We start from the raw sequence: 18,845 nt of genomic DNA, 5'->3' as shown, positions 1-18,845 counted from the left end.
AATGCTCGACCCAAAATTATTACGCCAGGATACGGCGACATTAGCGACACAATTAGCAAAACGTGGTTATCAACTTGATACCGAACTTTTGTCATCACTAGAACAAGAGCGTAAGCAAGCCCAGTTAGATGCTCAAGCATTACAGACTGAACGTAACAGTCGTTCAAAACTGATTGGCAAAGCTAAAGCGGCAGGTGAAGATATCGCGCCATTACTTGCTGAAATTGAAGATTTGGGTGATAAACATAAAGCTGCTGAAACGCGCTTGGCGGAAATTCTCGATCGCTTAAATACATTGGCGATGGAAATGCCAAATATTCCAGCCGAAGACGTCCCCGTTGGCAAGGATGAAAACGACAATGTTGAAGTCAGTAAATGGGGAACACCAAGAACGTTTGATTTCACTCCCAAAGACCATGTGGATTTAGGTGTTGCACTTGGCGGTATGGACTTTGAAGCGGCGGCGAAAATCAGTGCTGCACGTTTTGTCACGTTGAGCGGTTCCTTAGCTCGCTTACAACGTGCGTTGACTCAGTTCATGTTAGATACCCACAGCGAACAACATGGCTATACCGAGACTTATGTACCGTATTTGGTGAATGCAGATTCACTTAAAGGTACTGGCCAATTACCCAAGTTTGAAGCGGATTTATTTAAAGTTGATGATGGTCAGTTTTATCTCATCCCAACTGCTGAAGTGCCGGTCACGAATCTTGTTCGCGACGTTATCGTCGAAGCCGATAAGTTGCCATTAAAATGGGTGGCGCATACCCCATGTTTTAGAAGCGAAGCGGGTTCACATGGCCGTGATGTGCGTGGTCTTATCCGTCAACATCAGTTTGAAAAAGTTGAGTTGGTGCAAATTGTGCCGCCACAAGACTCTGCAACAGCTCACGAAGCATTGACCGCGGATGCCGAAAAAATCCTGCAAATGCTGGAGCTGCCATATCGCAAGATGCTGCTTTGCACTGGTGACATGGGGTTTGCTTCACAGAAAACTTACGATTTAGAAGTTTGGTTACCAAGCCAAGAAACGTATCGTGAAATTTCTTCATGCAGTAACTTTGGTGACTTCCAGGCGCGTCGTTTACAAGCTCGTTGGCGTAATCCAGAAACGGGTAAACCTGAGTTGGCGCATACGCTCAACGGTTCTGGTTTGGCTGTTGGCCGTACATTGTTGGCACTGATGGAGAATCACCAACAAGCGGACGGCAGTATCGCGATTCCTGCGGCGTTAAGACCTTATTTAGGCGGAGCAGAACAAATCAATGGATGAGTTCAGTCTAGTCCAGAAAATTATTATTTGGGCTATCCCGGTTCTCTTTGCCATTACGTTGCATGAGGTCGCTCATGGTTGGGTGGCATTAAAGTTTGGTGATCGAACCGCGCAGATGCTCGGTCGTTTAACGTTAAACCCAATCAAACACATAGATCCTATCGGTACAGTGGTTGTTCCCGGTATCCTATTGTTTTTAGGCGGCTTTATTTTTGGTTGGGCAAAACCGGTACCGGTGTCTTTCCAAAACTTAAGACGGCCTAAGACAGATATGGCCTGGGTTGCACTAGCCGGGCCGATGGCTAATCTTATTATGGGGATTGGTTGGGCGATTGTTGCCAAAATTGGTTTAGCATTAGTGCAGTCAGAGAGCAGTATCGGCGAGCCGATGATGTATATGGGATTGGCCGGTATTTGGATCAATGCCATTTTAATGTTTTTGAATTTATTACCGTTACCCCCTTTAGATGGGGGGCGGATCTTAGTAAGTATTCTGCCAAATAAATTAGGTTGGCAGGTCAGTCGTATTGAACCATACGGCTTTTTTATTTTATTGGGTTTATTGGCGCTGGGCTTGCTGGGGACGATTTTATCGCCGATGCTTAACAGCACAATACAGGTTTTGGCTTATTGGCTTGGCTTAAGTTTTGGTCAGACAGTGAGTCTCGTTAATGGCCTGTTTTAACCAAGCACATACTGGAGTATAGGGTGGACACGGTAGCTTTTCAGTCTCGTCGGATTGTTTCTGGCATGCGCCCCACTGGGCAATTGCATCTTGGACATTACCATGGCGTACTAAAAAACTGGATTAAATTACAGCACGAGTTCGACAGCTTTTTCTTTGTCGCCGACTGGCATGCGTTAACAACGCATTATGAAGACAGTCATGTTATCGAAGACAGTGTGTGGGAAATGGTTATTGACTGGTTAGCTGCCGGTATTGAGCCATCAGCTGCATCGTTGTTTTTACAGTCACGTGTGCCTGAGCATGCTGAGTTACATCTACTATTGTCGATGGTGACACCATTGTCATGGTTGGAACGTGTTCCTACCTATAAAGACCAGCAAGAAAAGTTGAAAGAGAAAGATCTCTCTACTTATGGCTTTTTAGGTTATCCATTACTGCAAAGCGCCGATATTCTGATTTACCGTGCAGGCCAAGTTCCTGTTGGTGAAGACCAAGTTGTGCATGTTGAATTAACGCGTGAAGTGGCGCGTCGTTTTAACCATTTGTATGGTCGTGAAGCTGATTTTGAAGAAAAAGCTGAAGCCGCCATTAAAAAAATGGGTAAGAAAAACGGCAAGTTGTACAACAATCTGCGCAAAGCTTATCAAGAGCAAGGCGATGCAAATGCTTTAGAGACTGCGCGTGAATTACTGAAGAGCCAGCAAAATCTGGCCTTAGGTGATACTGAGCGTTTATTTGGTTATCTGGAAGGTGGCGGTAAAGTCATTCTGCCTGAGCCAAAAGCACTGTTAACGCCAGCATCAAAAATGCCGGGCTTAGACGGGCAGAAAATGTCGAAGTCATATGGCAACACGATTTCTTTACGTGAAACAGAGCAAGGTATCGCTGATAAGCTCAGACGGATGCCGACAGATCCAAACCGGGTTCGACGTACCGATCCAGGTGAGCCAGATAAATGCCCTGTATGGCAATTACATGAAGTGTACTCAGATGAAGCACAAAAGCAGTGGGTTCAGGAAGGATGTCGTAGTGCTGGTATCGGTTGCCTTGATTGTAAAGGTCCATTGATTGATGCAGTCAGTGCTGAAATCAAACCGATTCGTGAGCGTGCTGCAGAGTTCAGTCAACACCCTGAAGATGTGCGACGTATTATTGATGATGGTAGCGCTGCCGCTCGTGAAGTGGCACAAGAAACCTTAAGTGAGGTTCGTGCTGCAATGGGATTGGCTTATAAATAGTCAGTCGAAGGAAAGTTATGTCAGAACGTATTCAAAAAGTATTAGCTCGTGCCGGTTATGGCTCACGACGCCAGTTAGAAACCTGGATCGAGCAAGGCAAAGTTACCGTAAATGGTGATGTTGCAACACTAGGCGCACAAATTAAAGAAGGTGATGTGGTTAAGCTTGATGGCAAACCATGCTCACCAAAACGCCTATGGCAGCAACCACAACAAGTGTTGTTGTATCACAAGCCTGTTGGTGAAGTTTGCACGCGTAGTGATCCAGAAGGTCGCCGTACCATCTTTCAATCATTACCAGCCCCTGAGCAAGGTCGTTGGGTCAGTGTTGGTCGACTGGATTTAAATACCAGTGGTTTGATCATTCTGACAACAGATGGTGAGTTGGCGAACCAGTTAATGCACCCATCTAACGAGATGGACCGTGAGTATGCGGTTCGTGTCTTGGGTGAAGTTACACCAGAAATGATGCAGCAATTGCGTGATGGTGTGATGTTGGATGATGGCGAAGCGAAATTCGCTGATATCCAAGAGTCAGGTGGTGAAGGTGCTAACCATTGGTATCATGTTGTTATTCAAGAAGGTCGTAACCGCGAAGTTCGCCGTTTATGGGAAGCTGTCGGCGTTCAAGTCAGTCGATTAATGCGTTTGCGTTATGGCCCCATCATCATGCCAAACAAGCTCAAACCAGGGCGTTGGATGGCGTTAGAAGGTAAAGATTTGGACTTCTTGTATGAAGAAGCCGGTCTGAAGAGTAAAACAGTGGCTGCGCCAAAAACTGGACGCGGTGCGATCCGTACCAGTAAGTCAGAGGCTAAACCTAAGTCAGACAGCAAATGGCCAGCCAAGAAAGCGTCATCTGATGAGCAAAAACCTGCTCGCGGCGGTGCTAAAAAAGCACGTCCAGAGAAATTTAATCCGCGTAAAGCACCACGGATTCGTGGCAGAGATTAATTAACGTATTGATCAGCTTGAACAGCCCGGTTTCGGCCGGTCTGTTTGGCTTGATACAAAGCTTTATCGGCCCGCTCAAATAATTGATGGCAGTTTTCATCCTGCTTCATTGTCGCAATACCGATACTCACGGTCAGTGAAAAGCTACGGCTACCGTCATGGCATGTCACTAAGCTGATGGCTTGTAACAATCTTTCAGCGACTTGTGAGGCAGTATTACCATCGGTATGACTCAATACGACGGTGAATTCTTCACCCCCATAACGAAAAGCAATATCACTACGCCGCAAACAATTGATTAATGTTTGGCCTGTTAGGGTTAAGGCTCTGTCACCGCTGCTGTGACCGTAAGCGTCATTAATATTCTTAAAGTTATCGATATCAACAACCAGCAAACTTAATGGCAGATTTAAACGTTTAGCCAGTTCCACTTCACGGTCAATATGACGGTCAAAAGCTTCACGATTCGGCATACCCGTTAATTTATCGGTCATTGCCGCATCTAACGCCTGTTGATATTGCTGGCAATTACGTAATGGATAGACCAGTTTGCAGAGCAAGTCTTCGATTAGTTGAATATCTTCATCACTAAAGCGAATACCACGACTTAGCGTTAATTTACCCAATGATTGTTTATCAATCTCAAGTTCATAATGGCATTTATGGTGTGCTGTTTTGCCAAGACGAATATCTTGTCTCAACGGCGAAAACTGTAAACGCAAACCGTCATGCTGCAGTACGCTTTGTACTTGCTGGTGGAACAATTGTAGTAATTGACGGATATCTAACGTTGTTTGCAGCAACATTGGTAAACGTAGTAACAATGACTCTCTGCCAGCCTGACGTTCAGTAATCGCAGGAACAGTGTTTGCAAACAAACGTAAATTGCTTGGTCTAGTTGTGACTGTCTGTCTCATAAAATGGCACTCGTATTAGCCCGTGCTTAATAACAAGCCATTTTTATGCCAAAAAATAAAAACTTTTTATTTACAGATAGTTAGGGTTTTGCGTCAGAGAATTGACAAGGCATTAACGCATTGACCATTTAGGTGAGCGCTATGCGGACTTGCGAGGTATAGATAAGCTGGAACGACGGCACCTGGCTCTGGTAATTGCATTGGATCTTTGGCTGGATAAGCCCTTGCATGCAATGCGGTTCGTGTTTGACCAGGGTCTAAACAACAAACACGGACTTTATTTTCGGCAGCTAATTCTTTTGCCAACTGCTGGCAAAGATTTTCCAAACCCGCTTTACTGATGCCGTAAGCACCCCAGTAAGCTTTGTTTTGATTACTGTCAGTGGTAAAGATAATAAAGCTTTGTGTTGTGGTTTGTTGTAACAGCGGCAAACAAGCCTGCGTCAACATAAAACTTGCCGTCAGGTTGACGTGAAGTGTCTCACCCCAAGTTTTGAGATCCTGATGGACGACAGGGGCAAGTTGACCTAAAGCCGCGGCGCAATGAACAAGCCCATCCAATCGACCAAAGTTATCAGTGATGCTCTGAGCGAGTTGTTGGTAATCTTGGGCGGAAGCGCCTTTTAGATCGAGTGGGTAGAGTGCAGGCTGAGGGCTGCCATCTTCAACAATGGCATCATAAACTTTTTCAAGTTTCGGAAGTTGCTTATCCAGCAGGATGACCGTCGCGCCCTGCCTTGCATAAGCTTTTGCCACTTCGCTACCGATGCCACCTGCGGCACCGGTAACAAGAATGACGTGATCCTGAAACAGATCTGCTTCAGTTGTAGTCGACATAAAGCCGATTATTTTTCGTTGAACTGAGTGTAAGCAACTTCACCATTGTGAACTTGAACACTGAGTGTGCCTTCATCGGTATGCCACTCATGGAAAACAACTGTGTAATCATCGACAGAAGTTTCTTGTGTAACGTCTGGCTCACCGTATTGTTCAATTAACTCTGCTTCTGATTTTCCTTCTGCATCACCAGCTTCTGGAGCGGCTGCAGCTTCACCGGTAGATTCGACTTCTGTTGCTGTATCAGCAGCTTCAGTTGTATTGGCATCTTCGCCGCCACAAGCAATCAACGCGAAGCTCACAAATAGACCGATTAACATTAAACGCAAACGACTAAGCATGACATTCCCTTCTTTGGTTGAGTAAAACATAGAGTATAACAAGCCTCTCTGGCTAATTCGACAAATTCGTCACAGATTAAACCTGTTTGCCATAGTTGCTGACTATTGTCTGACGATATGGTTCGGCAAAATTTGCCGGCCGCATTCCAAACCGTTGCCGATCGCCGTCTCTAGCGTCGCCGGAAAAGCATGTTTTACATAATCGCCTGCAAGCCATAAACCTTTGATTGTTGTATGACATGTAGGTCTTTGTTTTTGTGATTCGGGTGTGGCTGCAAACGTTGCTCTTTTTTCACGAATGACTAAGGCATGTTCAGCAGTTTCAGGCCAGTTTGGAATTAAATCGTTAAGTTCACTACTGACGACTTCGATGAGTGCTTGCTTACTCAACTGTGTATGTTCTCCCGGCCCACTAATGACAACAGCCATTAGGCCCGGCTTTTGGATACTTCGGTCAAACAACCATTGCGATATTGTACCGCTCAATCCCGTGATTGGTTGGGGCGCCCTTAGTGATGACTGATATTGTAAATACAACGTGCAAATCGGATACTCATCTACGTTCTCAAGTTGAGCTTCTATAGGTAACAGTTTGTTAAGCGCTGAAGGTGGAAGTGCTAGTACGACGTTATCAGCAAAATGCCGTTGGTCGTACTGGTCGATGATGCCTTTGACGATACCATCATCAATGATGAGTGACTTAACACGGTTATTAAGCTGAATATAACCGCCGTTATCCACAATGTATTTACCTGCGGGGGTTGGGAATACATCACTTAACGGTTGAGTTGGGATCAGTAACTCAGCAGCGTTCTTATCAGCAAACAAACTGGCATTAAGCACATCAGCAAATACTTGGGCTGACGCTAGATTAATGGGGGTATTTAACATGGCCAATGTTAAAGGCTCCCATAATTGGTCTATTAGACGTTGAGGCTGGCGTGAGCTCGTCACTAATTCTGCTACTGTTGTTGCTTCAAGCCGATGACTTTGTTTGATATACGTTTGAAGTCTATGAATGGCCTGAATACTACTCAAACCACCTGATTGCCATAGGTGATATAAGCGATTGAAACTTGATGTTAATTTCCCGTGGGTGCTGATTTTAAGGCTTTTATAACGCTTATCTCTGAGCACTAAATTAAGTGGTTCACGACGAAACAAGGTTTCCACATCAAGACCAATATGTGCCATTAGGCTCAACATGTTTTGATAGGCACCAATGGTGAGATGTTGGCCATTATCAACAACGATGTTTTGCCAATTTACCGAACGTGCCCGACCACCTAATATGCCGCCAGCTTCAAATACTTGAACTTCAGCACCTTGATCAATAAGCGCTATCGCTGTTGCCAGACCACTCCAGCCGCCACCGACAATAATCGTCCGCATGATGTTTATTGTGCGCGGTTTGCCTGGCGTGACGTTCGCCAAGCTATCCATAATTTACGCAGAGGTGTTAATGAGACACGATGATGCATCACTTGGTAACCATCATCGGCAATTTCATCCAGCGTACTACGATAAATTGCAGCCATGATGAGCGCTGTTTTTTGTTGTTCTCTATCGATCTCAGGTAAAAGAGCAAGCGCTTCGTCATAGGCTTGTTGGGCACGTTGTGTTTGAAAGTTAAGCAATTCCGTTAACTCAACCGAACTCTGTAGTGCCAGAATTTGCTGTTCACTTACCCGAAATTGAACCAACTCATCTTGGGGTAAATAGATTCGTCCGCGTTCAGCATCTTCACGAACGTCACGAATAATGTTGGTCAGTTGTAACGCTAACCCTAGTTTTTCGGCAAATTTAAGCGTTTTACGATCTTGGTAGCCAAAAATTTCTGCCGATAGCAGACCTACGGCGCTTGCGACACGATAACAATACAAGGCTAGATGTTTAAAAGCGGCATAGCGATTGGTATGCAAATCCATTTCCATGCCATCAATGATCTCCATAAAATATTCTTCATTGAGATCGAAGTGTTTTAGTGCATCAGCCAAGGCTTTGCCAACTGGATGAGTTGGTTTGCCGATAAAAGTATTTGTAATCTCAGTGCGCCACCAAGCTAAAGTTTGCGCTGCAACGACAGGATCACTGATTTCATCTACGGCATCATCGACTTCACGACAAAAGGCGTATAGGGCCATGATGGCATCGCGCTTAGGTTGTGGAAGAAAGAGAAAACTATAATAAAAGCTAGAGCCACTGCGCGCGGCTTTGTCACGGCAGTATTGCTGAGGCGTCATTTTTTTAGCCGTTCAACAATTTGGCCGTTAACCAGATGCTGATCGATGATTTCATCAACATCTTGCTTGTCGTGATATTGATACCAAATGCCCTGAGGGTAAATCACCATCATCGGTCCCTGAGCACAACGGTTTAGGCAGCCCGCGTTATTAATACGGACTTTTTTAAGCCGCAATGACTTAACACGTTCCTTGGCGTAATCACGTAAACCCTGAGCATCATGTTGCATGCAATACGGTTTGCCTTCATCGTCAGAGCGTTGATGAGTACAAAAGAATACGTGATGTTTATAAAAGTCAGACATTGCTAATCGGGTTACCTATATCCTAATTTAATCGGCCAGCTTAAAACTCTCTTGAAATCGCAAAATCAGCTAAAGATAATAATGCTGTTTTGTACGCTGACTCAGGCAAAACATTTAGACAATTTTTTGCAGCATCGACTTCTTTTTGTGCTGCTTTGGCAGTGTAATCAATAGCGCCGGTGTCTTGAATGATAGTGAGGATCTCGGCAATACGATCACGTTCGCCATTTTCAATTGCTTGTCGAATGATAGCCGATTGGCTGCTGTCACCATGATGCATTGCATAAATGAGTGGTAATGTCGGCTTACCCTCGGCCAAGTCATCACCAACATTTTTGCCTAATGTGTCACTTTGGGCACTATAGTCCAATAAGTCATCAACCAATTGGAAGGCGCTACCGAGATGCATTGCATAACGACCAAGTGCGTCTTCTGTTTCTTCGTTTGATTGGCTAAGAACGGCACCGAGCTGTCCGGCAGCTTCAAATAACTTAGCTGTTTTATGATGGATAACCTGAAGGTATCTTTCTTCAGTAGTATCCGCATCGTGAACATTGAGAAGTTGAAGTACTTCGCCTTCAGCAATGACATTGGTTGTGTGAGAAAGAATCTTCATGATTTTCATGGATTCCAGTTCCACCATCATTTCAAAAGCGCGGGTATATAAGAAATCACCGACTAGAACGCTGGCTTCGTTTCCCCAAACGCTATTGGCTGTCTCTTGGCCACGACGCATTTCAGAATGATCAACAACATCATCATGCAGTAACGTCGCGGTATGGATGAATTCGATAATGGTGGCAAGATTAATATGCCCCGAATCTTGATAACCACATGCGCGCGCACTGAGAAGTGCAATGGCAGGACGAAGTCGTTTACCACCACTATTAATGATGTAATGGCCTAATTGATTGATTAATACCACCTCTGAATGCAAGCGCTGTTGTATCATAGCGTTTACCGCATCCATATCCTCGCGGATAAGTGCGTAAATGGATTGAATATCCACGGAGCGTGCGTGCCTGTTGATTACTAAAACGCGTACTTTGGCACGCAGGCGTTGGATGCGCAAATATTTCAATTTGCATTTGATCTGTATAAACAAACGGGCTACAATTGCCGGTCTTTTGTTGGGTTACCTGCAATAATTACTTATTTTTGGAGACAGCGATGTACGCTATTGTCGCGACTGGTGGTAAACAATACCGTGTTAAAGAGGGCGAAACCCTCCGCGTAGAAAAACTTTTCGCAGAAGCTGGTGAAACAGTTGAGCTTGATAAAGTTCTGTTGGTTGGCGAAGGCGACAACATTAAAGTTGGTGCGCCGTACCTGGAAGGTGCCAAAGTTACTGCTAAAGTAGCTGCTAATGGCCGTGGCGATAAAGTAAAAATCGTCAAATTCCGTCGCCGTAAACATAGCCGTAAACAGATGGGTCACCGTCAGTCATTTACTGAAATCGAAATTACTGGCATCACAGCCTAATTTCGCGTTGACGATTAGATTTAAGAAGAGGATTTAAACATGGCTCACAAGAAAGCGGGTGGTAGTACACGTAACGGTCGCGACTCAGAGTCGAAACGCCTTGGTGTTAAACGCTTCGGTGGTGAAACTGTTCTGGGTGGTAACATCTTAGTTCGTCAACGTGGTACTAAATTCCACGCTGGTCGTAATGTTGGTGTTGGTAGAGACCACACTTTGTTTGCTACAGCAAATGGTAAAGTTGTATTTGAAACGAAAGGTGCAAATAACCGCACTTTTGTCAGCGTTGTTGCTGAATAAAATTTCTGTAAGCCCTACCGGGGCAGACAGCTTAAAGCCCCGCTGATGCGGGGTTTTTTGTATTTAGCCTCTGAGTTTTTCAGAGGGAGATTAAAGGTCCGAGATGAAGTTTGTAGATGAGGCGAAAATCACCGTAAAAGCAGGTGATGGTGGCAATGGCTGCCTAAGTTTTCGTCGTGAAAAATATATTCCCTTTGGCGGACCAGACGGTGGTGATGGCGGCGATGGTGGTGATGTTTATTTAATCGCTGACGAGCAGGTTAATACACTAATCGATTTTCGTTATCAGCGTCATTTTAAAGCGCAACGTGGTGAAAATGGTCGCGGTCGCCAATGTAGTGGTGCGCGTGGTGATGATCTTGTTATCAAAGTCCCGGTGGGCACTGAGGCATGGGATGACGATACTGACGAATTAATCGGTGATTTGGTCAAGTCTGGTGACAAGTTAATGGTTGCCAAAGGTGGCTGGCATGGTCTCGGTAACTTGCGTTATAAGTCCAGTATTAACCGTGCGCCAAGGCAAACTTCAGATGGTACGCCTGGTGAAGAACGTCAACTGCGCCTAGAAATGAAGCTCTTGGCAGATATCGGTCTATTAGGTTTACCTAACGCTGGTAAGTCGACATTTATCAGCCAAGTTTCAGCTGCACAACCTAAAGTTGCCGACTATCCTTTTACGACATTACACCCAAATCTGGGTGTTGTTACCCTCAAAGATGTGCGCAGTTTCGTGATTGCCGATATTCCCGGACTAGTAGAAGGTGCGGCAGAGGGCGCGGGGCTCGGTATCCAATTTTTGCGTCACTTAACGCGTACGCGTTTGCTTTTACATCTGGTGGATATGGCGCCTGTTGATGTTGAGCAAGATCCAGTCGAAAGCGTCAATATTATTAATAACGAACTGAAACGTTATAGTGATGCTTTGGGTAAACAGCCCCAATGGTTGGTCCTGAACAAAATGGATTTGGTGCCAGAGGATATCCGTGAAGAACTGTGTCAGGAAGTGTTATCTCGCTTAAATTGGCAGGGTCCGGTATATCATGTAAGTGGTAAAAATGGTGAAGGCTGTGACGCATTATGTGAAGATGTCATGGCATTTCTGGAAACGCAGCAAGAATCGGCTGCGCCAGAGGATCTTGAAGCTGAGGATTGAGCTTGGAAAACCCGCATCAACAATTGGTGTCCACCCGTCGCTGGGTAATTAAAATCGGAAGTGCGCTACTAACCAAACCAGGCGAAGGTCTGGATATTGATCGTATTCGTTGGTTAAGTGGTGAAATTGCTGAATTAAGACGTCAGGGTAAAGAAGTCGTTTTGGTGACTTCTGGTTCTGTCGCTGCCGGTATGCAGCAGTTGGGCTGGCGTCGTCGTCCTCATGCCTTAAATCAATTACAAGCAGCCGCCAGTGTTGGTCAAATGAACTTGGTTCATGCCTATGCAACTGCTTGTCAGTATTATGGTATTCATACCGCGCAAATTTTACTTACACATTCAGATCTTTCGGATCGTGGGCGTCATTTAAACGCGCGTAGTGCTTTGCAAACATTGCTCGACATGGGGGTTTTACCGGTCGTCAATGAAAACGACACCATCGCCACGGAAGAAATTCGCTTTGGTGATAATGACACCTTGGCAGCGATGACTGCGAACCTTATTGAAGCCGATGTATTGGTCATTCTGACCGATCAAGATGGTTTATTTGATAGCGACCCAAGAATTAACCCGAATGCGCGTATGTTGGCCGCATCAGCAGCCAGTAATCCACATTTAGACCAAATGGCGGGTGATAGCAAAGGTGAGTTGGGGCGTGGCGGTATGGCGACCAAATTACTGGCTGCTCGACGAGCTGCACGATCGGGGGCAACCACCGTTATCTTATCGGGTAAGCAGCCTGATAATTTACGTCATTTGGCTGCGGGTCATGGCGTCGGCACATTACTGTGGCCAGATATCAAACCGATTAAAGCGCGTCAGCAATGGTTAGTTGGTCATTTAATTCCGAAAGGCCGCATCATGTTAGATGACGGTGCGGTTAATGTGATTTGCCAGCAGGGTAAAAGCCTTTTGCCTGTTGGTGTACATGCTGTCGAAGGGCAGTTCTCAAGAGGTGAGTTAGTGATTTGCAGTGATTTACGTGGCAAAGAAGTTGCGCGTGGATTAGTGAACTATAGTTATCAAGAAGCGGCTAAAATCATGGGCCAATCAAGCCAAGCGATTGAAACGATTTTGGGGTATGTTGATGAGCCAGAATTGATTCATCGTGACAACTTGGTCGTCACGGCTTAAATAACAGACATAAAAAAACCGGCGAAAGCCGGTTTTTTTAAGCAACAACGTGTGTTGATTACATCGCGCGAACAGCGTTGTTCAAACGACTCTTACCACGTGCTGCAGTATTTTTGTGAATCAGGCCTTTGCGAGCCATACGATCCAGAACAGGCACTGCGGCTTGGAAAGCAGCAGTTGCTTGCGTTTTGTCACCAGCGACAATCGCTTTTCTGATTGCTTTGATGGTGGTACGCATGGCAGAACGCTGGCTAGCATTCAGCTGGCGGTGTTTTTCCGCTTGACGAGCGCGTTTTCTTGCTTGTGCTGAGTTTGCCAAAGTGCTTCTCCTAAAAATCAGCTGTTTGTTTATGAACCGGGCATTATCCTGATTTTTAACCCGTTTGTAAATGGTATTATGTGCAAATTTTTATGGGTGAGGACAAATGCGGGTAATAACGGCAAATGTGAACGGTATTCGGGCTGCAGCGCGCAAAGGTTTTTTCGACTGGTTGGCCAAGCAAAATGCTGATGTTGTCTGTATTCAAGAGACCAAAGCACAAATACATCAATTAACTGATCCTCAATTTCACCCGGAAGGTTACCACTGTTCCTATCATGATGCGCAAAAACCTGGATATAGTGGTGTTGCGCTCTATTGCCGGCAACAACCAGACAAGATTATTGAAGGTATGGGCAATGAGGAGTTTGATTCTGAAGGACGTTATATTGAAGCGCAGTTTGGTAAATTAAGTGTTGTCTCTTTGTACCTACCTTCCGGCACATCGGGTGATGTCAGGCAAGAAGTCAAATATCGCTGTATGGATTTCATTGAGTCCCGTCTTCAACAAATTGTTGATGAAGGTCGTGAATTTATCGTTTGCGGTGATTGGAATATTGCTCACAAAAACGAAGACATTCGTAACTGGAAAGGTAATCAGAAAAACTCGGGGTTCTTGCCAGAAGAGCGCGCTTGGTTAGACAAGCTCTTTGATGAGATGCAATTTGTCGATGCATTTCGTGAATTACCGCAAGCAGAACACGAATATACCTGGTGGTCAAACCGTGGCCAGGCATGGGCCAACAATACTGGTTGGCGCATTGATTACCATATTTTGAGTCCTAATCTAAAAGGTACTGTTAAGGCGACTGATATTTATCGTGATGAACGTTTTTCTGACCACGCGCCGCTAACAGTGGATTATCAGGGGATTGATTTAGCCTAGATTTAAACTAGGTGAAATTAAGTTGGGGCTGAGCGCTTTGATTAGGCTGGGGTAAGTCAAAGCCGCTAAGACTCACCCCAACTAAACGTACCGGCTTTTTGCCAGCATCAGTGCGCTGCAGTAATTGTGGCAACCATGTTTTCAAAATAGACAAGGTGATTGCGGTATCTATAGTTTGGGCTCGGGTTACTTGCTGAAAGTCAGCGTATTTAACTTTTACAGTAATCGTTCGGGCTTGGAGTTGCTGTGTTTGCAAGCCATTCAAAACTTGTTCAGCAAGGCCATATAAAATTTGTGTCAGCTCTTCTAGTGACGTTATATCCTCTGCAAAAGTTGTTTCTTTACCCAGCGACTTACGCAGCCTTTTACTTCGAACAGGTCGTTCATCAATCGCCCGGGCAATATTGAAATAATATTGACCAGATTTACCAAAACTTTCGGTCAGTTCGTCGAGCGTTTTCTGACGTAAATCATCGCCGGTATGAATGCCAAAGTTTTTCATTTTGGCTTCAGTGGCTGGGCCAATTCCATGAAACTTGCCAATAGCTAATTGGTTAACAAATGCTTGGCCTTGCTCGGGGCGAATCAAAAATAGGCCATTAGGTTTATCCATATCAGAAGCGATCTTGGCGAGAAATTTATTATAGGAAACACCCGCTGAGGCGGTTAGCCCTGTTTCTGCCAAGATTTCTTTTTTGATGGCTTTAGCGATGAGGGTTGCTGAACCATTAAAAGACTCAGTGAAGGTGACATCAAGGTAGGCTTCATCTAGTGATAATGGCTCAACTTCGGATGCATAACGCCAAAAGATGTCGCGAATTTGTTGAGATACCTCACGATAAGCTTCAAATCGTGGCCGAACAAAAATAGCCTCTGGACATAGTCGGTAGGCACGAGATGAGGCCATTGCGGAGTGGATGCCAAATTTACGGGCTTCGTAACTACAGGCAGCAACAACACCTCGACTATTTGGTTGACCACCAACAATCACAGGTTTTCCTCGCAATTCCGGAAAATCGCGTTGCTCTACGGAAGCAAAAAAAGCGTCCATATCGACATGTATGATTTTGCGTTGTTTAGCCATTTGGGTGGATAGTTTTTACTTTCAAGTAAGGTGAATCAAGTCCAATGCGGTATAGATCACATAACAAAGTGGATTGCCGTTGTCGTCAATGTTACTTTAGCCAATTGATTATATTTCTGAGATGCCAGTTTGATTGATCGTATCCGTTCTTGGCAGGAGAGTCTGCAAGGATTTCTAACACCGCAAGTCTTAACGATGCTGTTTTTAGGCATTGCTGCTGGTTTGCCGTTGCTGCTGATTTTTTCGTCGCTAAGTTTATGGCTTCGTGAAGCGGGCATTGAACGTAGTGCGGTGACTTATTTTAGTTGGGCAGCATTAGGCTACTCATTTAAATTTGTCTGGGCACCATTGTTGGATGTTTTGCCTTTACCTGTATTACATAAATTATTGGGGCGCAGACGAAGCTGGCTATTGTTGTCACAGATGATGATCATCATGGCGATCTTAATGATGGCGATGATTGATCCTGCAACCCATTCGCTTACCTTGATGGCTGTTGCTGCTGTGTTACTTGGTTTTTCCGCAGCAACACAAGACGTCGTTATCGACGCATATCGAATTGAGTCAGCTGAGCCTAGGCTACAAGCTCTGATGTCAGCCAGTTATATCGCAGGTTACCGAATTGGTATGTTGCTAGCCGGTGCGGGTGCATTATATCTCGCCAGTTTCTTTGGTTCAGAAATGGGCGCTTATAACTACAGTGCGTGGCAGCAAAGTTATTTCATCATGGCATTACTCATGTTTATCGGTGTGATAACAACATTGGTTTCTCGGGAGCCAGAAGTCGCTGTGGCGAAAGTTGTCGATAGCCGGCAAGATTATATTGGTTTGTTGCTGGCTTTTGCTTTGGCAATGGCTGGTTTTATTAGCTGTTTTTATTTCACAAACAATTGGTCAATACAATTACGTGAAAGCCTATTACCCATCTTGGTCAATGGCCCACTTACGACACTGATAGTCGAGTTTTTACGGTTAGCACTGGCGGCTATAGTTGCGATTACGATTGGTCGAACATTAATTGGCGTTGGAATGGTGCCACGCGCTATTTTAAAGCGTAGTTATGTTGAACCTGTTGCTGATTTTTTCCGACGTTATGGTTTGTCGGCGGCATTGTTATTATTGATGCTGGTAGGTTTATATCGAATTTCCGACATTGTGTTGGGTGTCATTGCCAATGTCTTTTATCAAGACATGGGCTTTACCAAACCAGAAATTGCTACGGTGGTAAAAACCTTTGGTTTATTTATGACCATCTTTGGCGGTTTTGTTGGTGGTATCTTAGCTATGCGCTACGGCGTGATGCGCATTTTGTTTTTAGGCGCTATTTTGTCTGCGCTGACTAATTTGTTGTTTATGTTATTAGCCTCAATGGGCAATGACATTGTCATGCTTTACATCGTCATTTCAGCCGATAATTTATCTGCTGGCTTGGCAAGCGCCGCTTTCATTGCCTTTTTATCTAGCCTGACCAATATTTCATTTACCGCAGTGCAATACGCCATCTTTAGTTCATTAATGACGTTATTTCCAAAAATATTGGGTGGTTACTCAGGCTCGATGGTTGAGTCGATGGGCTATCAGCAGTTTTTCCTGATAACAGCGTTACTCGGCTTACCAGTATTGTTAATCATTTGGCTGGCTGGCCGACACTTTCGGATAGAAGACTAACTAACCCACAGCCAACATAGCTGTGGGTCTTTAGATTAGTTATCGCTGATGATTTGATAACAAGGTTGGTAGCGTGTGGCATCTTGCCCCAACTTCATTCGTTGATCACGGACAAATTGGCTTAACAAATTATCAATCGCGCGCATCAAAGCAGGGTCACCATTAATTTGATACGGGCCATGCTCGGCCACTTCTCTAATCCCAAAGGCTTTGACATTACCCGCTACAATCCCTGAAAACGCTGCACGAAGTTGCGCTGCCAATTCATGCTTTGGCATGTCTGGGAACAGACGCAGTGATGCCATATTCTCGTGCGTTGGAATAAAGGGATATTGCAACATAGGGTCAATGTGCAATTGCCAATTAAAGTAATAGGCATCTTCAGTATTACGACGTGCTTTTTGCACACCATCGACAGCTTCACGGCTACGCTGGGCCACCACGTCAGGTTCACCGGTAATGATCTCGTATAAGTTGGCAATATCCTCACCAAGGCATTGCTTTAAAAAGCTGTCTAAGGTTTTGAAGTACTCTTCACATGACGATGGGCCTGCAAAGATAAGTGGGATGCCTTGTTTGTTTTCCGGATGTAACAAAATACTAAGCAAATAGAAGATTTCTTCTACCGTGCCGACACCGCCAGGAAAAACGATAAAGCTGTGGCCAAGACGGACAAACGCTTCAAGGCGTTTTTCGATATCCGGCATGATAATGAGTTCATTAACGATAGCGTTTGGTGACTCAGAAGCAATAATGCCCGGTTCGCTAATGCCAATATATCGGCCCGTTTTTATTTGTTGTTTGGCATGACCAACTGCAGCACCTTTCATTGGCCCTTTCATGGCGCCAATACCGCAACCGGTAATGATATCCAGACCTCGCAAGCCTAATTCATAGCCCACATGTTTAGCGTAATCATATTCTTCCCTAGGGATAGAGTGGCCACCCCAGCAGACCACCATATTTGGTGGAATGGTTGGCCGAACCACATTGGCATTTCGCAAAATCATAAACACGCTGTCGGTGATTTGTTCGGGGGTGACAGGTGGTTGGTCGAGAATTTTAAAGTCGGTATAAACAATATCGCGTAGCGCTGAGGATAAATGTTCTTGGATACCTTTGATCAGCGTTTCACCAACGAATGATTGGGCTGGTGCATTATCGATTTCAAGCAGAATGCCGCGAGATTGGGGGACCAATCGAATATCAAAATCTGCAAAGGTATTAAAAACTTGTTCAGCATCATCTTGATGGCTATCGGTGTTAAGAATGGCCAAAGCACAATCGCGAAAAAGGCGGTGCAAACCTTCGCTTGGGTTGGTTAAGCGGCGAATTTCTTCCTGTGACAGTAGGTTTAAAGTTCGAAGCGGACGGATCGATGTACGTTTGATTTTTGCTTGCATAACTCTCTCGTGTTTTTGACTTCATCGTCCCATTGAATTTTGACAACAGCAAGTATTTTGACCAAAAAAAACCCCGACTAGCGGGGTTTTCAATCAGAATCAATATGATGCGTTTAGAACGGAATATCATCATCGTAGTAGTCAGCATCACCACCGCCGTAATCTGGGCCAGCAGAAGCTGAAGCAGGTTGTGCACTACCATAGTTGTTTTGTTGTTGTGGGCGGCTCTGACCTTGGTCAAAGCTGCTATCGCCACCACCGCTGCCACCTTTGGTATCCAGCATCGTCATTTCATTACCAACGATCTCAGTGGTAAAACGATCTTGGCCATTTTGATCTTGCCACTTACGTGTTTGAATACGGCCTTCGATATACACCTGTGAGCCTTTACGTAAGTATTGTTGAGCAATTTCACCTAGCTTGTTACGCAAGACCACACGGTGCCATTCAGTACGTTCTTGACGTTCACCGGTTTGTTTATCGCGCCAGGTTTCTGAGGTTGCAACACGCAGGTTACAAATTGAGCCGCCATTAGGAAATGCACGACTTTCTGGGTCCACACCAAGGCGGCCAACCAGAATAACTTTGTTTACTGACATGGTCTGTTCCTTTGTTTTCTTTT

The 18,845-nt window shown here is 44.9% G+C and carries 21 protein-coding genes; 10 read left to right on the top strand and 11 right to left on the bottom strand.

Annotated elements, in window-relative coordinates; all coding sequences use genetic code 11:
• Position 1: 1 nt before the first annotated feature.
• The 4 genes from serS to rluB are packed head-to-tail and all read left to right on the top strand — an operon-like array spanning position 2 to position 4,155.
• Positions 2-1,276, top strand: coding sequence for a serine--tRNA ligase (serS, locus tag OMP94_RS04580; protein ID WP_266276573.1), 1,275 nt, complete (start codon positions 2-4; stop codon positions 1,274-1,276).
• Positions 1,269-1,961, top strand: coding sequence for a site-2 protease family protein (locus OMP94_RS04575; protein WP_266276571.1), 693 nt, complete (start codon positions 1,269-1,271; stop codon positions 1,959-1,961). Before serS ends, OMP94_RS04575 begins: the two co-directional genes overlap by 8 nt.
• 23 nt (positions 1,962-1,984) lie before the next feature.
• The gene (locus OMP94_RS04570) at positions 1,985-3,202 is read left to right on the top strand and encodes a tryptophan--tRNA ligase (protein WP_266276569.1); all 1,218 of its coding nucleotides are present in this window, start codon (positions 1,985-1,987) and stop codon (positions 3,200-3,202) included.
• A 17-nt stretch (positions 3,203-3,219) separates the two neighbouring features.
• On the top strand, positions 3,220-4,155 hold the full coding sequence (gene rluB, locus OMP94_RS04565) for a 23S rRNA pseudouridine(2605) synthase RluB (RefSeq protein ID WP_266276567.1): 936 nt from the start codon (positions 3,220-3,222) through the stop codon (positions 4,153-4,155).
• On the opposite strand, the gene OMP94_RS04560 is transcribed toward rluB, so the two are convergent.
• The 7 genes from OMP94_RS04560 to ispB form a co-directional block, all read right to left on the bottom strand.
• Positions 4,152-5,072: a GGDEF domain-containing protein gene (locus OMP94_RS04560; protein WP_266276565.1), complete on the bottom strand. Its 921-nt coding sequence runs from the start codon at positions 5,070-5,072 to the stop codon at positions 4,152-4,154. The two genes, rluB and OMP94_RS04560, sit on opposite strands and share 4 nt — an antisense overlap.
• Positions 5,073-5,165: 93 nt before the next feature.
• Complete coding sequence (locus tag OMP94_RS04555) at positions 5,166-5,909, bottom strand: SDR family NAD(P)-dependent oxidoreductase (protein WP_266276563.1); 744 nt, start codon at positions 5,907-5,909, stop codon at positions 5,166-5,168.
• Positions 5,910-5,917: 8 nt separating this feature from the next.
• Positions 5,918-6,250 carry a hypothetical protein gene (locus tag OMP94_RS04550; RefSeq protein ID WP_266276561.1) on the bottom strand — a complete coding sequence of 111 codons (333 nt, stop codon included), beginning with the start codon at positions 6,248-6,250 and terminating at the stop codon, positions 5,918-5,920.
• Between the two features lie 102 nt (positions 6,251-6,352).
• The gene (gene hpnE, locus OMP94_RS04545; protein WP_266276559.1) at positions 6,353-7,642 is read right to left on the bottom strand and encodes a hydroxysqualene dehydroxylase HpnE; all 1,290 of its coding nucleotides are present in this window, start codon (positions 7,640-7,642) and stop codon (positions 6,353-6,355) included.
• 5 nt (positions 7,643-7,647) lie between these two features.
• The gene (gene hpnD, locus OMP94_RS04540) at positions 7,648-8,493 is read right to left on the bottom strand and encodes a presqualene diphosphate synthase HpnD (RefSeq protein WP_266276557.1); all 846 of its coding nucleotides are present in this window, start codon (positions 8,491-8,493) and stop codon (positions 7,648-7,650) included.
• Entirely contained in the window at positions 8,490-8,798 is a 309-nt protein-coding gene (locus tag OMP94_RS04535; protein ID WP_266276555.1) for a (2Fe-2S) ferredoxin domain-containing protein, read from the bottom strand. The genes hpnD and OMP94_RS04535 overlap by 4 nt, the downstream gene beginning before the upstream one ends.
• A 40-nt stretch (positions 8,799-8,838) precedes the next feature.
• Positions 8,839-9,807 (bottom strand): octaprenyl diphosphate synthase, encoded by a 969-nt coding sequence (ispB, locus tag OMP94_RS04530; RefSeq protein WP_266276553.1) that lies wholly within the window; start codon positions 9,805-9,807, stop codon positions 8,839-8,841.
• A gap of 161 nt (positions 9,808-9,968) precedes the next feature.
• On the opposite strand from ispB, the gene rplU reads away from it, so the two are divergent.
• The 4 genes from rplU (at position 9,969) to proB (ending at position 12,863) form a co-directional block, all read left to right on the top strand.
• Complete coding sequence (rplU, locus tag OMP94_RS04525) at positions 9,969-10,280, top strand: 50S ribosomal protein L21 (protein ID WP_266276550.1); 312 nt, start codon at positions 9,969-9,971, stop codon at positions 10,278-10,280.
• 39 nt (positions 10,281-10,319) lie between these two features.
• Entirely contained in the window at positions 10,320-10,577 is a 258-nt protein-coding gene (gene rpmA, locus OMP94_RS04520) for a 50S ribosomal protein L27 (protein WP_266276547.1), read from the top strand.
• 103 nt (positions 10,578-10,680) lie between these two features.
• Positions 10,681-11,730, top strand: coding sequence for an Obg family GTPase CgtA (cgtA, locus tag OMP94_RS04515; RefSeq protein ID WP_266276545.1), 1,050 nt, complete (start codon positions 10,681-10,683; stop codon positions 11,728-11,730).
• A gap of 2 nt (positions 11,731-11,732) precedes the next feature.
• Positions 11,733-12,863 (top strand): glutamate 5-kinase, encoded by a 1,131-nt coding sequence (gene proB, locus OMP94_RS04510; protein WP_266276543.1) that lies wholly within the window; start codon positions 11,733-11,735, stop codon positions 12,861-12,863.
• A 58-nt stretch (positions 12,864-12,921) separates the two neighbouring features.
• Here the strand turns inward: proB and rpsT are convergent, their stop codons facing one another.
• Positions 12,922-13,182, bottom strand: coding sequence for a 30S ribosomal protein S20 (rpsT, locus tag OMP94_RS04505; protein ID WP_266276541.1), 261 nt, complete (start codon positions 13,180-13,182; stop codon positions 12,922-12,924).
• 106 nt (positions 13,183-13,288) lie between these two features.
• Here rpsT and OMP94_RS04500 point away from each other — a divergent pair, with 106 nt between their 5' ends.
• A complete protein-coding gene (locus tag OMP94_RS04500) occupies positions 13,289-14,068 on the top strand; it encodes an exodeoxyribonuclease III (protein ID WP_266276539.1) in 780 nt (259 codons plus the stop codon).
• A gap of 7 nt (positions 14,069-14,075) precedes the next feature.
• Here OMP94_RS04500 and dinB read toward each other — a convergent pair whose 3' ends face one another.
• Entirely contained in the window at positions 14,076-15,152 is a 1,077-nt protein-coding gene (gene dinB / locus OMP94_RS04495; protein ID WP_266276537.1) for a DNA polymerase IV, read from the bottom strand.
• A gap of 129 nt (positions 15,153-15,281) precedes the next feature.
• Between dinB and OMP94_RS04490 the strand changes: the two genes are divergently transcribed.
• On the top strand, positions 15,282-16,820 hold the full coding sequence (locus OMP94_RS04490) for an AmpG family muropeptide MFS transporter (RefSeq protein WP_266276535.1): 1,539 nt from the start codon (positions 15,282-15,284) through the stop codon (positions 16,818-16,820).
• Between the two features lie 35 nt (positions 16,821-16,855).
• On the opposite strand, the gene ppnN is transcribed toward OMP94_RS04490, so the two are convergent.
• Positions 16,856-18,223 (bottom strand): nucleotide 5'-monophosphate nucleosidase PpnN, encoded by a 1,368-nt coding sequence (ppnN, locus tag OMP94_RS04485; protein WP_266276533.1) that lies wholly within the window; start codon positions 18,221-18,223, stop codon positions 16,856-16,858.
• 113 nt (positions 18,224-18,336) lie between these two features.
• Positions 18,337-18,822: a single-stranded DNA-binding protein gene (ssb, locus tag OMP94_RS04480; protein ID WP_266276531.1), complete on the bottom strand. Its 486-nt coding sequence runs from the start codon at positions 18,820-18,822 to the stop codon at positions 18,337-18,339.
• Positions 18,823-18,845: the final 23 nt, after the last annotated feature.

Source organism: Methylophaga sp. OBS3 (assembly GCF_026319325.1).
Classification (GTDB): domain Bacteria; phylum Pseudomonadota; class Gammaproteobacteria; order Nitrosococcales; family Methylophagaceae; genus Methylophaga.
The sequence above is the reverse complement of the archived record's forward strand: the minus strand, read 5'-3'. Positions and strand labels throughout refer to the sequence as shown.

Coding starts and splice junctions, on each gene's coding strand:
- OMP94_RS04560 (WP_266276565.1), bottom strand. CDS start 5,072: ATGAGACAGACAGTCACAACTAGACCAAGCAATTTACGTTTGTTTGCA.
- cgtA (WP_266276545.1), top strand. CDS start 10,681: ATGAAGTTTGTAGATGAGGCGAAAATCACCGTAAAAGCAGGTGATGGT.
- OMP94_RS04550 (WP_266276561.1), bottom strand. CDS start 6,250: ATGCTTAGTCGTTTGCGTTTAATGTTAATCGGTCTATTTGTGAGCTTC.
- OMP94_RS04575 (WP_266276571.1), top strand. CDS start 1,269: ATGGATGAGTTCAGTCTAGTCCAGAAAATTATTATTTGGGCTATCCCG.
- OMP94_RS04555 (WP_266276563.1), bottom strand. CDS start 5,909: ATGTCGACTACAACTGAAGCAGATCTGTTTCAGGATCACGTCATTCTT.
- ppnN (WP_266276533.1), bottom strand. CDS start 18,223: ATGCAAGCAAAAATCAAACGTACATCGATCCGTCCGCTTCGAACTTTA.
- serS (WP_266276573.1), top strand. CDS start 2: ATGCTCGACCCAAAATTATTACGCCAGGATACGGCGACATTAGCGACA.
- rluB (WP_266276567.1), top strand. CDS start 3,220: ATGTCAGAACGTATTCAAAAAGTATTAGCTCGTGCCGGTTATGGCTCA.
- ssb (WP_266276531.1), bottom strand. CDS start 18,822: ATGTCAGTAAACAAAGTTATTCTGGTTGGCCGCCTTGGTGTGGACCCA.
- OMP94_RS04500 (WP_266276539.1), top strand. CDS start 13,289: ATGCGGGTAATAACGGCAAATGTGAACGGTATTCGGGCTGCAGCGCGC.
- rplU (WP_266276550.1), top strand. CDS start 9,969: ATGTACGCTATTGTCGCGACTGGTGGTAAACAATACCGTGTTAAAGAG.
- dinB (WP_266276537.1), bottom strand. CDS start 15,152: ATGGCTAAACAACGCAAAATCATACATGTCGATATGGACGCTTTTTTT.
- OMP94_RS04535 (WP_266276555.1), bottom strand. CDS start 8,798: ATGTCTGACTTTTATAAACATCACGTATTCTTTTGTACTCATCAACGC.
- hpnD (WP_266276557.1), bottom strand. CDS start 8,493: ATGACGCCTCAGCAATACTGCCGTGACAAAGCCGCGCGCAGTGGCTCT.
- hpnE (WP_266276559.1), bottom strand. CDS start 7,642: ATGCGGACGATTATTGTCGGTGGCGGCTGGAGTGGTCTGGCAACAGCG.
- rpmA (WP_266276547.1), top strand. CDS start 10,320: ATGGCTCACAAGAAAGCGGGTGGTAGTACACGTAACGGTCGCGACTCA.